This window comes from Kitasatospora purpeofusca (assembly GCF_034043715.1).
Lineage (GTDB): Bacteria > Actinomycetota > Actinomycetes > Streptomycetales > Streptomycetaceae > Kitasatospora > Kitasatospora purpeofusca_A.
This window is the reverse complement of the sequence record NZ_JAXCLC010000008.1, coordinates 1-12,424: the sequence shown is the minus strand read 5'-3', so window position 1 is coordinate 12,424 and position 12,424 is coordinate 1. Positions and strand designations below refer to the sequence as shown.

Here is a 12,424-nt window from a genome sequence, read left to right as displayed (position 1 = left end):
GAAGGGCCCGGCGAGCACACGCTCGCCGGGCCCTTCGCGCAGGTCGTGGCGCGGTCTACGGCGCGGTCTACGGCGCGGGCTGCTCCAGGCCCGCCAGCACCAGCGGCAGCCGGCGCGCGCCGTCGGCGGTGAGCCGTACCGGCACGCCCCAGTCCTGCTGGTGGACGTGGCAGGCCGGGTACTCGATCGCCGGATCGTCGTCGCAGGAGGCGGCCATCGCCGAGACGTGCAGCACGCCCTCGGCCACCTCGGCGGAGAGCACCAGCTCACGGGAGAGCGCGGAGTCCGCGCCCGCCCCGGAGACCAGCAGCTCGGGCGGGGTGGCGCTGACCAGCAGCCGGGTGGACGGGCCGTAGCGCTCGTCCAGCTTCTGGCCGGTCGGCGCCCGGAACACCACGTCCAGCCGCAGGGCGCCCGGCGCCACCTCGGTGGCGGCCCGCAGGGTGCGGTGCGCCACCGCCTCCACCCGGACGGCCTCCTCGGGCAGCCGCAGCCGGGTCAGCCGGTGCCGGGCGGACTCGACCACCACGATGTCCTGGTCCACCAGCACCGCGCCGGAGGGCTCGCGCAGATCGGTGGCCAGCGTGCTGACCTCGCCGCTCGCCGGGTCGTAGCGGCGCAGCGCGTGGTTGTAGGTGTCGCTGACGGCCACCGAGCCGTCCGGCAGCACGGTGACGCCCAGCGGGTGCTGGAACAGCGCCTGGTCGGCCTGGCCGTCCCGGTGCCCGAAGTCGAACAGACCGGTGCCGACGGCGCTGTGCACCTCCTTGGTTTCACGTGAAACCCAGCGCAGTGACGAGGTCTCGGAGTCCGCGACCCAGAGCCGCTCGCCGTCCGCCGACACCGCCAGGCCGGAGGGCTGGGCGAACCAGGCCTCGGCGGCGGGGCCGTCGACCAGGCCCTCGTTGGTGGTGCCGGCCGCGACGCCGACCGTGCCGGCGGCCGGGTCGTACGCCCACAGCTGGTGCACACCGGCCATCGCGATCCAGACCCGGCCGTCGAACCAGGCGACGTCCCACGGCGAGGAGAGGTCCACCTCGCGGGCCGCGCCCTCGGTCGCCGAGCCCTGCCACCACTGCCGGCCGGTACCGGCGAGGGTGGTCACCTCGCCGTCGGCGAGCCGGACGCCGCGCAGCGCGTGGTTGACGGTGTCGGCGACGACCACGTCGTACCCGGCGCCGACGCCCTCGGGCAGCAGCACCAGGCCCTGCGGCTCGCTGAACCGGGGAGCGGCGCCGTCCACCAGGCCGCGGACCCCGTCACCGATCCGGCGGACCACGGTCTCGCCGTCCGCCTCCAGCTCGACCAGCGAGTGGTGCCCGGAGTCGGCCACCAGGAAGTGGCCGTTCGGCAGCCGGACCGCCTTGCCCGGGAACCTGAGGTCCCCGGCGACCGGCTCGGGCGCCACGTACGGGCCGTCACCGCGCCGCAGCGTCCCCTTCGCCGCGTGCTCCGCCTCCAGCTCCTCGACCAGCCGGGCGATCGCGTGCGCGTGCCCCTCGCCGGCGTGCTGGGCCACCACGTACCCCTCGGGGTCGATCACCACCAGCGTCGGCCAGGCCCGCACCGCGTACTGCTTCCAGGTGACCAGCTCCGGGTCGTCCAGCACCGGGTGGTGCACCTCGTACCGCTCGACCGCGTCCACCACCGCCCGGTGGTCGGCCTCGTGCACGAACTTGGGGGAGTGCACGCCGACGATCACCACGGTGTCGCGGTGCTTCTCCTCCAGCTCCCGCAACTCGTCGAGGACGTGCAGACAGTTGATGCAGCAGAAGGTCCAGAAGTCCAGGACGGTGATCTTGCCCCGGAAGTCGGCGAGCGTGAGCTCCTTGCCACCGGTGTTCAGCCAACCGCCTGCCCCGACCAGCTCGGGGGCGCGTACACGTGCACGGGATGCCATGAGCCAATCAAACAGCACCGCCCCGCCCGGCATTCCGGACGGGGCGTCCAGGTGGGCGGGCAGTGGGTCGGGATGTGGTCGGGGGGTCCCGTGGATCTCCGTTCCCGGGCTGGATCCGGATGCGTTATCTTTTGCCGATCCTTGACCGCGGGACGGGGCCCCACGCGGGTGGCCCGTCCCATGAGGAGCGATCTGCGACACGGACCCGGGGGGCTGGACAACCCATGAACGACATCCTGCACGGACTCGGCGCGGCGGCGGCCTTCGGCGGTGTCGGCGTCGTCCTGCTGCTGCTCGGCATCCTCCTGGTGGACGCCCTCACGCCGGGGCGGCTGGGCCACCAGATCTGGGTGGAGCGCAACCGCAACGCCGCCGTGCTGCTCAGCTCGGCGCTGCTGGGCATCGGCGGCATCGTCGCCACCGCGATCCTGTACACCTACGAGGACTTCGGGAAGGGCCTGGTCTCCACGGGCTGCTACGGGGTGCTCGGCCTGGTGCTGATGGCCGTCGCGTTCTGGCTGGTGGACGTGCTGACGCCGGGCAGGCTGGGCGCGATCCTGGTCGACCCGGAGCCGCACCCGGCGGTCTGGGTGACCGCCAGCTGCAACCTCGCGGTGGCGGCGATCGTGTCGGCCTCGATCGCCTGACCTTCCGCGGGGCCGGGCGCCTCCGCGGAGCCGGCGCCGTCCAGCACGTGCTGCCTGCCCCAGGCGCCCAGCGGGGCCAGCGCCTCGTTGAGCCGCCGTCCGGCCGCCGTGAGGGAGTACTCGACCCGCGGCGGCACCTCCTCGTACGAGGCGCGGTGCACGATGCCGTCCGCCTCCAGCTCGCGCAGATGGGCGGCCAGCACCTTCTCGGTGACCCCGGGGACGTTGCGGCGCAACTCGCCGAAGCGCAGGCTCGGACGCTCGCCGAGGGCCCAGAGGATCAGCACCTTCCACTTGCCGCCGATCACGTCCATCGCGGCGTCGATCCCGCACACGTACGCGCCGGGCCTCGGTCTAGTCGCCATGCCCTGCCCCCGCCCCTCCGCCGACCTGCTCGCTCACCTCAGGGTAACCACCCACTCCGAAGTGCGTACTTGAGCACTTCCGGGGCGTACGACGAGCCTGGTCGGCATGACGACGAACGACACCGCCACCGACACCGACACCGCCACCCACACCCGTCCCGGCACCGCCGGTCCCGCTCCGCTCACCCCGCTCACCCTGCTCGGCCTCGGCGCGATGGGCACCGCGCTGGCCGGCGCCTGGCTGTCCGCCGGGCATCCGCTCACGGTCTGGAACCGCACCGCCGCCCGCGCCGAACCGCTCGCGGCGAAGGGCGCCGCCCTCGCGGCGACCCCGGCCGCGGCGGTCGCCGCCAACCGGCTGGTGGTGGTCTGCCTGCTGGACGACGAGTCGGTCGGGCAGGCCCTGGCCGGGGTCGACCTGGCCGGCAAGGACCTCGTCAACCTGGTGACCGGCACCCCCGGCACGGCCCGCGCCCGGGCCGCCTGGGCGGCCGCCCGGGGTGCCCGCTACCTGGACGGCGGCATCATGGCCGTCCCGCCGATGATCGGTGTCCCGCAGGCCGGGCCGTACGTCTTCTACAGCGGCTCGCGGGAGCTGTTCGAGGAGCACCGGGAGGCCCTCGCCGTCCCGGCCGGCACCCGCTGGGTCGGCGAGGACGCGGGCTTCGCCGCGCTGCACGACGTGGCCCTGCTGAGCGCGATGTACGGGATGTTCGCGGGGGTCGCGCACGCGTTCGCGCTGGTGCGGGACGAGTCCGTCGACCCGGTCGCGCTGGCGCCGCTGCTCTCCTCCTGGCTCACCGCGATGACCGGCTCGGTCGCGACCACGGCGGGGCAGCTGGTGGCGGGGGACTACACCGGGGGCGTCGTCTCCGATCTGGCCATGCAGGTCGCGGGTGTGCCGACCTTCCTGCGCACCGCCGAGGAGCAGGGCGTGAGCGCCGAACTGCTCACGCCCTACTTCGACCTGATGAGGCGCCGCCTGGTGGCCGACGCCCGCAACGGGGCCGAGGACCTCACCGGCGTGGTCGACCTGCTGCGCGGGTGACCAGGGGTGACCGGGGGCGGCCGTCGCGGGGCTCAGCCGGCCGCCCGGCGGTCGGCCTCCGGCCTCCGGCGGAGGGCCGGTTCGGTGAGCGCGCGGGGCTGCCAGACCCCGTCCGGGTGGTAGACGTTGGTGCCGGGCGGGACGATCGCGTCGATCCGGTCCAGGGCCGCGTCGTCGAGGACGAGGTCGGCGCCCTTGAGGGCCGCCTCCAGCTGGGCCAGGGTGCGCGGGCCGATGATCACCGAGGTCACCGCCGGGTGCGCGAGCGGGAAGGCAAGGGCGAGTTCGGGCAGGGTGCGGCCGAGGTCCTCGGCGACGGCGGTCAGCTTCTCGACGGCGTCCAGCTTCGCCTGGTTCACCGGCAGCGCCGGGTCGAACCTGGCCGGCATCAGGGCGGCGCGACCGGTGCCCAGGTCGATCGGCCGGTCCTTGCGGTAGCGGCCGGTGAGGAAGCCGGAGGCGAGCGGCGACCAGGTCAGCGCCCCCATGCCGAGCCGCCGCACGGTCGGCAGGACGTCCCGTTCGATGCCGCGCGCGAGCAGCGAGTACGGCGGCTGCTCGGTCCGGAACCTCGGCAGACCGCGCCGCTCCGCGACGTGGTGGGCCTCGACCAACTCCTCGGCGGGGAAGGTCGAGCAGCCGAAGGCGAGGATCTTGCCGGCCCGCACCAGGTCGCCGAGCACGGCGAGGGTCTCCTCGATGTCCGTGCCGGGGTCGGGCCGGTGCACCTGGTAGAGGTCGATCCGGTCGGTCCGCAGCCGCCGCAGGCTCTCCTCGACCTCGCGGACGATCCACCGGCGGGAGTTGCCGCTCCGGTTGCGGCCCTCGCCCATCGGGAAGTGCACCTTGGTGGCGAGCACGACGTCGTCGCGGTCGCCGCGGGCGTGCAGGGCCTTGCCGACGATCTCCTCGGACTCGCCGCCCGAGTACATGTCGGCGGTGTCGACGAAGTTGATGCCCGCGTCGAGCGCGGCGTGGATGATCCGGGCGCAGTCGTCGTGGTCGGGGTTGCCGATGGCGCCGAACATCATCGTGCCGAGGCAGTAGGTACTGACCTCGATGCCGGTGCCGCCGAGGACGCGGTAGCGCATGGTGGTTCCTCCTGGTTCGTCTGGCGTGACGCCGGTGCGGCGCGGGTGCGGCGCGGGTGCGGCGAGGGTGCGGGCAGGGGGGCCGGGCCACGCCGAGGGGTCCGGGCCCGCGCCGAGGGGCACCGGGGTGCCCGGTGGGGTCTGGTGGGCCGTGCCGACCTTAGGAGTTGGAGTGCGCTCGAACGCAAGTGGCGCGTCACCCGGTAGGGCAGAGGGGCGTTGCTGAAACAGCAACGAAAGTTGCCTCCCCGCCGGTGCCCGGCGCAGCCTGGCGGTGGAGGTGATCGCGATGAGCGACACACACAGCGACGTGCGCGTCCGGGCCGCCGAGGGCGGCTACGACGTGGTGGTGGCCGGCGGCGGCGCCGCCGGGCTGAGCACGGCCCTGGTCCTGGCCCGGGCCTGCCGCCGGGTGGCCGTGGTGGACGCGGGGCAACCGCGCAACGCCCCGGCCGCGCACATGCGGGGCTTCCTCTCCCGTGACGGCATGGCTCCGGCGGCGCTGCTGGAGTCGGGCCGGGCCGAGCTGAGGGGCTACGGAGCGGATCTGCTCGACGGCCGGGTGGACCGGATCGTGTCGGTGCCGGGCACCAATGCCCCCGCCTTCGACGTCCACCTGGCCGGCGGGTCGGTCCTGCGGGCCCGCCGGGTGGTGGTCGCCACCGGTCTGCGAGACGGGCTTCCCGAGCTGCCCGGTCTGGCCGGCCGCTGGGGCCGCGACGTGCTGCACTGCCCGTACTGCCACGGCTACGAGGTGCGCGACCGGCCGCTCGGCGTGCTCGGCAACGACCCGGGCGCGGTCGGGCAGGCGCTGCTGCTCCGCCAGTGGTCGGCGGACGTCGTCCTCCTCGCGCACACCCTGGACCTCGCCACGGACGACCGGGCCCGCCTCGCCGCCCGGGGCGTCCGGGTCGTGGAGGGCGAGGTCGCGCGGGTGGTCGTCGTGGACGACCGGCTGCGTGGCGTCGAACTGGCCGACGGCTCGGCCGTGCCGCGCGAGGCGCTGTTCCTCTTCCCGCACCTGGTGCCCCGGGATGCCCCGCTGTTCGGCCTGGACTGCGACCGGGACGCCCAGGGCTGGGTCGGCACCGACCGGGCGGGCCGCACCAGCGTGCCCGGGGTGTGGGCGGTGGGCAACGTCGCCGACCCGCGGGCCCAGGTGATCACCGCCGCCGGGGCCGGTGCCGCGGCGGCCTTCGCGCTCAACCACGATCTGGTGGACGAGGAGATCGAACGCGCCCTCGCCGCCGCCACCGCGAACAGCACCGCCGCCGACAGCACTGCTGCCGCCGACAGCACCGCCACCGCCAACAGCACTGCCACCGCCGACAGCACCGCCGCCGCCACCGCACCGGCGCGGTGACCACCCACCTCGAAGGAACGGAGTACCCGATGACCGGGCACACCCACCAGCACGGGCAGCAGCACGGGCACCAGAACGCTCCCCAGCACGGCCACCAGCACGGCCACCAGCACGGCCACGAAGGCGACTTCGACTGGGACGCCCTCGCCGTCCACCTGGAGCGCGAGGCCGACCTCCAGTCCCCGGCCGTCACCGAGGCCGCGCACTGGCTGCGCGGACTGCTGGACGGCACCCCCGTCCGGCGGGTGCTCGACGTGGGCAGCGGGCCCGGGGTGATCGCCGGACTGCTCGCGGACACCTTCCCGGCGGCCGAGGTGGTGGCGGTCGACCAGTCGGCCGCCCTGCTGGAGCGGGCCAGGATCCGTTCGGTCGGCCGCGTCGGAACCCGACAGGCCGACCTGCCGGGGGACTTCGGCACCCTGGGCAGCGCCGAACTGATCTGGTCCGGCAACGCGATCCACCATCTGGGCGACCAGCAGGCCGCGTTGACCGCCCTGGCCGGGACGCTGCGCCCCGGTGGCCTGCTGGCCGTCGCCGAGCGGGGACTGCCCGCCCGCTACCTCCCGCGCGACCTCGGTCTCGGCCGTCCCGGTCTCCAGGCCCGGCTGGACGCGGCGCACGAGGAGGTGTTCGCGCAGATGCGCGAGGCCACCCCCGGCGCGGTCGCGGTGGTGGAGGACTGGCCGGCCATGCTGGCCGAGGCCGGGCTCGTGCCGAGCGGCACCCGGACGTTCCTGGTCGACCGTCCGGCCCCGCTGGACGCCGCGGCCCGCGAGTTCCTGCACGTCCAGCTCTCCCGCCGGCGCGAGCAGTTGGACACCCAGCTGGAGGCGGACGACCGGGCGGTGCTGGACGCCCTGCTGGACCGGGAGGCGTCCACCGGCATCCTGGCCCGACCGGACGCCTTCTACCTCACCGCGATCACCGTCCACACGGCTCGGGCGACCGCCGACCGGTAGCGGCCCGGGGGCGTCGGGGCTGACCGGTGGAACCCACCGGTCAGGGCCTCACCGGCCGGGCCTCACCGGTCCGGCTTGCGGTGCCGTCCGGTGCCCTTCCGCAGCAGCGGCACCGGAGTGTCCGCCTGCGGGAACACCGGCCCCGGTGCGGACTCCGACCCGGGGCGGACGATCAACGGGTAGGCCTCGGCGTAGTTCTCGGCCACCGCGACCGGCTGCCAGGCGTGGCCGTCCCACTCGACCACGAGGCGCGGCACGTCCTGGAAGAGGTGCGCCGCACGCCGGGGGCCGGGGGCGAGGGTGATCGCGTCCCTGGTCCCCGGCGCCCGACGGCGGCGCGCCCGCTCGGCGTACCACTCGGCCAGCGGCTGATCGGCCGGCGGCCCCTCCTCGGCGTCCATCGTCCGCGCCTCCCTCGGGTGTCGGTCGGGGACGGCCAGTCTTGCCGATCCGTCCCCGACCGGGCGATTCCACGATCGGGTGAAAACGCCTCCGGTGAGGGGAAATCAGAGCTCGGTGGAGGGGGATCAGAGTCCGGAGGAGAGCTTCAGGGTGACCGCCCCGGCGATGATCGCGGCGAAGGAGGCCAGCTTGGGCAGGGTGATCCGCTCCTTGAAGATCAGCGCGCCGAACACCACCGTGCCGATCGAGCCGAGCCCCGTCCAGATCGTGTAGCCGACGCCCACGTCCAGGGTGCGCAGGGCGAGGCTCAGGGTGTAGATGCCGCCCGCGGCGGCGGTCAGGGTGAGTACGGAGGGCCAGAGGCGGGTGAAGCCCTTGGTGGCGTTGGTACCGAGTGCGAAGACGATCTCGAAGACGACGGCGACTGCCAGGTAGGCCCAGGCCATGACGGTTCAACTCCTTGGTGGGGATGCCGGTCGGGAGAGTCGGCGGAGAATCAGGCGGACGCGGACACGGACACGGCTCCGGACTCGGCCCCGGCGGTCGTCGCGGAGGCGCTGCGGCTGCTCAGCCGGTCCGCGAGCTTGAGGCCGAGCACCCCGCCGATGATGAGGACGAAGGCGAGGGCCTTCCCGGCGTTCATCTCCTCGTCGAAGATCAGCGTGCCGAGGACGACCGTGCCGACCGAGCCGATGCCGGTCCACACGGTGTAGCCGACGCCGACGTCGAGGGTGCGCAGCGCGAGGCTGAGGAAGAAGATCCCGCCGGCGGCCGCGGCGGCCGTCAGCAGGGACGGGCCCAGTTCGGTGAAGCCGTGGGTGGCGTTGGTGGCGAGGGCGAAGACGACCTCGAAGACGGCGGCGACGAGCAGGTGGATCCAGGCCATGGGACGAGCCCCCGGGGTAGTTGTTGCATGTATGTGCAAACACTTTCTGCTGGGCAAGAGCATGCATGTACAAGTAAGCTGTGTCAACCACCCCGCCCGGCAAGGGAGGACCCCCGTGCCCACCACCCCCGACGCCACCCTGTCCGACGCCCCCGCGTCCGCGGCCCCCGACGACGCGGCCCCCGGCGCGGCCGATGCCCGCATGTGGAACCGGCTCACCGCGCTGCACGCCCAGGTCGAGGCCCGGCTCGCCACCGTCCTGCAGAGGCGGCACGGCCTGGGGCTGTCCGAGTACCGCGCCCTCGGCCTGCTCGCCGAGGCGCCCAAGTCCGAGCTGCGGATGCAGGAACTCGCCACCGGCCTCGGCCTCAACCAGAGCTCCGTGACCCGGCTGGTCGCCCGCCTCGGCGCCGCCGACTTCACCTACCGGGACCTCTGCCCGGACGACAGGCGCGGCGTCTACACCGTGCTCACCGACGCCGGCCGGGTCCGCCACCGGGAGGCCCGCGCCACCTACGAGGAGGCCCTCACCGGCGCCCTCGACGAGGCCGCCGTCGGCGCCCCCGAGCTGGCCCCGCTGCTCGGCGCCGCGCGCAGCGCCCTGGGCTGAACCCGGGCCGGCCGCCCGCTGGGCCGCCCGCCGCCGTCCCGCCCGCCGCCGCCCCGCCCTCCCGTCCCCGGAAACGCGGCTCGGCCGCCTCTCCCGCGAACGGGAGGGACGGCCGAGCGGTCGTGCCGTGCTCTACTGCGAGGTGGGCTGCTCCGCGCCTATTCGCCGCTTCCGTGCCTGCTCGCCGCTTCCGCGCCTACTCGCCGCCGCCGAAGCGGGCGGACCAGGCGGCCAGGTCCTCGTCCGTGATCTTCGCGAACAGCACCGGCGGCACGGTGAACGGCGTCCCCGCCGGCACCGCGTCCAGCGCCCGGGCCCCGGCCGCGTCCACCCAGGCGAGGGTGCGCGCCGGAGCGCCGGCCGGCAGCGCGAACGCCTCGCGCATCGCCTGCGCCGCCGTCGGGATGAACGGCTCGGAGACCACCGCGTACAGGTGGATCAGGTTCATCGCCGTGCGCAGCGTCAGCGCGGCGGCCTCCGGGTCGGTCTTCGCCTGGAGCCACGGCGCCTTCTCGTCCAGGTAGGCGTTGCCCGCGCTCCACAGCGTGCGCAGACTCTGCGTCGCCTTGCGGAAGTTGAGCGCCTCCAGCTGGGTCTCGTAGTCGGCCAGCAGCTCCGCGATCTGCGCGCCCAGCCGCTCCTCGGCCTCGCCCGCCGCGTGCCCGGCGGGCACCTCCTCGCCGAACCGCTTGCGGCTGAACGACAGCACCCGGTTGACGAAGTTGCCGAGGGTGTCGGCGAGGTCCTTATTGACCACGGAGGCGAAGAGGTCCCAGGTGAAGCTGGAGTCGTCCGACTCCGGCGCGTGCGCCATCAGGAAGTAGCGCCAGTAGTCGGCCGGCAGCAGCTCCAGCGCGACATCGGTGAAGATGCCCCGCTTCTGGCTGGTGGAGAACTTCCCGCCGTAGTACGTCAGCCAGTTGAACGCCTTGACGTAGTCGACCTTCTTCCACGGGCGGCGCGAGCCGAGGATCGTCGCCGGGAACATCACCGTGTGGAACGGGACGTTGTCCTTGGCCATGAACTCGGTGTAGCGGACGGTCTCGTCGGCCTCGTACCACCAGGACTTCCAGTCCCGCAGCTCACCGGCCGCGGCCGCGTCCGACCACTCCTTGGTCGCGCCGATGTACTCGATCGGCGCGTCGAACCAGACGTAGAAGACCTTGCCCGAGGCCGCCAGCTCCGGCCACACGTCGGCCGGCACCGGCACGCCCCACTCCAGGTCGCGGGTGATCGCCCGGTCCTGGAGGCCCTCGGTCAGCCACTTGCGGGCGATCGAGGAGGCGAGCACCGGCCACTCGTCGGCGTGCGCGGCGACCCAGTCCTCCACCTGCCCGGTCAGCTTCGACTGGAGCAGGAACAGGTGCGTGGTCTCCCGCACCTCCAGGTCGGCGCTGCCGCTGATCGCCGAGCGCGGCTCCAGCAGGTCGGTCGGGTCGAGCACCCGGGTGCAGTTCTCGCACTGGTCGCCGCGCGCCTTGTCGTAGCCGCAGTGCGGGCAGGTGCCGACGATGTAGCGGTCCGGCAGGAAGCGGCCGTCGGTGTTGGAGTACACCTGGCGGATCGCCCGCTCCTCGATGAAGCCGTTGGCGTGCAGCTCGCGCGCGATCTCCTGGGTGATCTCCCGGTTCTGCGGCGAGGAGCTGCGACCGAAGTGGTCGAACGACAGCCGGAAGCCGTCGTACACCGCCCGCTGCTGCCCGTGCGCCCGCGCACAGAACTCCGCGACCGGCAACCCGGCCTCCTGCGCGGCCAGTTCGGCCGGCGTGCCGTGCTCGTCGGTCGCGCAGATGTAGAGCACCTCGTGGCCGCGCCGGCGCAGGTACCGCGAGTAGACGTCCGCAGGCAGCATGGACCCGACCATGTTGCCCAGGTGCTTGATCCCGTTGATGTACGGAAGGGCGCTGGTGATCAGGTGCCGAGCCATCCTCGGATGCTCCGATTTCTCCCGCACGCACCCCTGTCCCGGAGTGCCGTGACAGGCGCAGGCTCTGGGGCGGCGGCGGGAACCGGGCACAGTCGCCGACTCCCGGTCGGCCGGCCAGAGCGACGTTCCACTGTGGGCTGCGCAATCCTATCCAAGGCACCCCCGTCCCTTCGCTCCCATTTCCCCGGCGCCCACCGAGCCCCGGGCACTCCCGCCGCACCGGAAGTCGACCCGTCCGACTTCCTGCCCGACCGCCGGCCCCACCCGCGCGACCGGCAACTGTCAGGGCAGCGGCTCCCAGTCGTGAATGGGGCCGCCGGTACCTTCGCGCTCGGCAGCCAGAATCCGGATGAGGTGCACAATCAGTGCCCGTCCCGCCGATCGGCCACCACGGCGGCCAGCGCCCGACGACTGGTGATCCAGGTGGTCTCGCCGACGGAGACCGAGTGCCGCACGGAGGCGAGGAGAGCACTGTCCGCTCCGGCGGGGCCGGCCAGGCACGCCCGCATGTAGTGCTTGAAGAGCGCGGAGAGTTGGTCCGGCCGGGTGATGGTCTTGGCGTTCAGGGAGAGGAGCGGCAGGAACCACAGTTCGAAGGCGTTCGTGATCTCGCGGGTGGCTCGGTACGCCTCGTGCAGCGGTTGCAGGCTGGCCGTGTGGTCGTACGGGAGGTGGCCGTGCAGGGCGTACTGAAGCCGGATGCCGTTGTGTTCGCGGAAGTGCCGGCCGTGGGCGGCGATGTGGTTGGCCGCGTTCTCGGTGATGGTCATGACGGCCGTGTCCGCTTCGTGCCGCCTGGCGGCGGCGAGGACGGTGGCGTGGACGCCGACGCGGGGGTCGAGGACGAGGCCGTTGAGTCCGAGAGGCGAGAGGTCGATGCCGTGGTCGCGGGTTCGGGAGAGGATCAGGCGCTCGGCGACGCGACCGGCGGTGTGTTGGAGGTGCTTGGGCTGCTGGCGGTGGCTGGCGTGGATGTCCGAGCGGTCGAGGACGGGGCGGTCCTTCGCGGGTTGGGCGACGAGGTGGAGGCCGGTGCGGTTTTCGGTGTCGGTGCTGCCGCAGGCGTTGCAGGGGTGGCCGCCGGTGCCGGTCATGTGGCCGCAGGCCCGGCAGGTGGGGACGGTCTCGCGGCTGATGGTGAGGGTGCCGGCGCGGAGGTTGTTCTCGATCATCTCCAGTGCGAGGTGGGCGACCTCCGCGTCGGTGTCGGTCATGATGCCGCCCAC

General features: G+C 73.6%; 12 protein-coding genes and 1 pseudogene. 5 read left to right on the top strand and 8 right to left on the bottom strand.

The genetic code is table 11. The annotated features are described in order from the left end of the window. Nucleotides 1–67: 67 nt before the first annotated feature. A complete protein-coding gene (locus SM793_RS06185) occupies nucleotides 68–1,900 on the bottom strand; it encodes an NHL domain-containing thioredoxin family protein (RefSeq protein WP_320436997.1) in 1,833 nt (610 codons plus the stop codon). A gap of 224 nt (nucleotides 1,901–2,124) precedes the next feature. Between SM793_RS06185 and SM793_RS06180 the strand changes: the two genes are divergently transcribed. Then, complete coding sequence (locus SM793_RS06180; protein WP_320436996.1) at nucleotides 2,125–2,547, top strand: DUF350 domain-containing protein; 423 nt, start codon at nucleotides 2,125–2,127, stop codon at nucleotides 2,545–2,547. A gap of 104 nt (nucleotides 2,548–2,651) precedes the next feature. Here the strand turns inward: SM793_RS06180 and SM793_RS36350 are convergent. Beyond that, nucleotides 2,652–2,861, bottom strand: a pseudogene (locus SM793_RS36350) (winged helix-turn-helix transcriptional regulator); the annotation flags it as partial. A gap of 157 nt (nucleotides 2,862–3,018) precedes the next feature. Here SM793_RS36350 and SM793_RS06170 point away from each other — a divergent pair. After that, nucleotides 3,019–3,960 (top strand): NAD(P)-binding domain-containing protein, encoded by a 942-nt coding sequence (locus SM793_RS06170; RefSeq protein ID WP_413815886.1) that lies wholly within the window; start codon nucleotides 3,019–3,021, stop codon nucleotides 3,958–3,960. A gap of 32 nt (nucleotides 3,961–3,992) precedes the next feature. On the opposite strand, the gene SM793_RS06165 is transcribed toward SM793_RS06170, so the two are convergent. Beyond that, the gene (locus SM793_RS06165; RefSeq protein ID WP_320436995.1) at nucleotides 3,993–5,051 is read right to left on the bottom strand and encodes an aldo/keto reductase; all 1,059 of its coding nucleotides are present in this window, start codon (nucleotides 5,049–5,051) and stop codon (nucleotides 3,993–3,995) included. A 289-nt stretch (nucleotides 5,052–5,340) separates the two neighbouring features. On the opposite strand from SM793_RS06165, the gene SM793_RS06160 reads away from it, so the two are divergent. Together SM793_RS06160 and SM793_RS06155 are read left to right on the top strand one after the other, a co-directional pair. Then, nucleotides 5,341–6,414 (top strand): NAD(P)/FAD-dependent oxidoreductase, encoded by a 1,074-nt coding sequence (locus tag SM793_RS06160; protein WP_320436994.1) that lies wholly within the window; start codon nucleotides 5,341–5,343, stop codon nucleotides 6,412–6,414. A gap of 29 nt (nucleotides 6,415–6,443) precedes the next feature. Further along, complete coding sequence (locus SM793_RS06155) at nucleotides 6,444–7,373, top strand: class I SAM-dependent methyltransferase (RefSeq protein WP_320436993.1); 930 nt, start codon at nucleotides 6,444–6,446, stop codon at nucleotides 7,371–7,373. A 62-nt stretch (nucleotides 7,374–7,435) separates the two neighbouring features. On the opposite strand, the gene SM793_RS06150 is transcribed toward SM793_RS06155, so the two are convergent. The 3 genes from SM793_RS06150 to SM793_RS06140 all read right to left on the bottom strand — a co-directional run bounded on the left by SM793_RS06150 (nucleotide 7,436) and on the right by SM793_RS06140 (nucleotide 8,661). Then, the gene (locus SM793_RS06150; RefSeq protein ID WP_320436992.1) at nucleotides 7,436–7,774 is read right to left on the bottom strand and encodes a DUF6087 family protein; all 339 of its coding nucleotides are present in this window, start codon (nucleotides 7,772–7,774) and stop codon (nucleotides 7,436–7,438) included. Between the two features lie 126 nt (nucleotides 7,775–7,900). Beyond that, on the bottom strand, nucleotides 7,901–8,221 hold the full coding sequence (locus SM793_RS06145; RefSeq protein ID WP_320436991.1) for a multidrug efflux SMR transporter: 321 nt from the start codon (nucleotides 8,219–8,221) through the stop codon (nucleotides 7,901–7,903). A 50-nt stretch (nucleotides 8,222–8,271) separates the two neighbouring features. Next, complete coding sequence (locus SM793_RS06140; RefSeq protein WP_320436990.1) at nucleotides 8,272–8,661, bottom strand: multidrug efflux SMR transporter; 390 nt, start codon at nucleotides 8,659–8,661, stop codon at nucleotides 8,272–8,274. A 115-nt stretch (nucleotides 8,662–8,776) separates the two neighbouring features. On the opposite strand from SM793_RS06140, the gene SM793_RS06135 reads away from it, so the two are divergent. Beyond that, entirely contained in the window at nucleotides 8,777–9,271 is a 495-nt protein-coding gene (locus SM793_RS06135) for a MarR family winged helix-turn-helix transcriptional regulator (RefSeq protein WP_413815885.1), read from the top strand. 196 nt (nucleotides 9,272–9,467) lie between these two features. Here the strand turns inward: SM793_RS06135 and metG are convergent, their stop codons facing one another. Together metG and SM793_RS06125 are read right to left on the bottom strand one after the other, a co-directional pair. Next, nucleotides 9,468–11,198 carry a methionine--tRNA ligase gene (gene metG / locus SM793_RS06130; RefSeq protein WP_320436989.1) on the bottom strand — a complete coding sequence of 577 codons (1,731 nt, stop codon included), beginning with the start codon at nucleotides 11,196–11,198 and terminating at the stop codon, nucleotides 9,468–9,470. 362 nt (nucleotides 11,199–11,560) lie between these two features. Further along, the coding region (locus SM793_RS06125; protein WP_320436988.1) for a hypothetical protein at nucleotides 11,561–12,424 on the bottom strand (864 nt) is incomplete at its 5' end.

Bases quoted from the DNA above. Each gene is read 5' to 3' on its own strand.
- SM793_RS06185 (WP_320436997.1), bottom strand. From the start codon at position 1,900: ATGGCATCCCGTGCACGTGTACGCGCCCCCGAGCTGGTCGGGGCAGGC.
- SM793_RS06170 (WP_413815886.1), top strand. From the start codon at position 3,019: ATGACGACGAACGACACCGCCACCGACACCGACACCGCCACCCACACC.
- SM793_RS06165 (WP_320436995.1), bottom strand. From the start codon at position 5,051: ATGCGCTACCGCGTCCTCGGCGGCACCGGCATCGAGGTCAGTACCTAC.
- SM793_RS06160 (WP_320436994.1), top strand. From the start codon at position 5,341: ATGAGCGACACACACAGCGACGTGCGCGTCCGGGCCGCCGAGGGCGGC.
- SM793_RS06140 (WP_320436990.1), bottom strand. From the start codon at position 8,661: ATGGCCTGGATCCACCTGCTCGTCGCCGCCGTCTTCGAGGTCGTCTTC.
- SM793_RS06180 (WP_320436996.1), top strand. From the start codon at position 2,125: ATGAACGACATCCTGCACGGACTCGGCGCGGCGGCGGCCTTCGGCGGT.
- SM793_RS06145 (WP_320436991.1), bottom strand. From the start codon at position 8,221: ATGGCCTGGGCCTACCTGGCAGTCGCCGTCGTCTTCGAGATCGTCTTC.
- SM793_RS06150 (WP_320436992.1), bottom strand. From the start codon at position 7,774: ATGGACGCCGAGGAGGGGCCGCCGGCCGATCAGCCGCTGGCCGAGTGG.
- metG (WP_320436989.1), bottom strand. From the start codon at position 11,198: ATGGCTCGGCACCTGATCACCAGCGCCCTTCCGTACATCAACGGGATC.
- SM793_RS06155 (WP_320436993.1), top strand. From the start codon at position 6,444: ATGACCGGGCACACCCACCAGCACGGGCAGCAGCACGGGCACCAGAAC.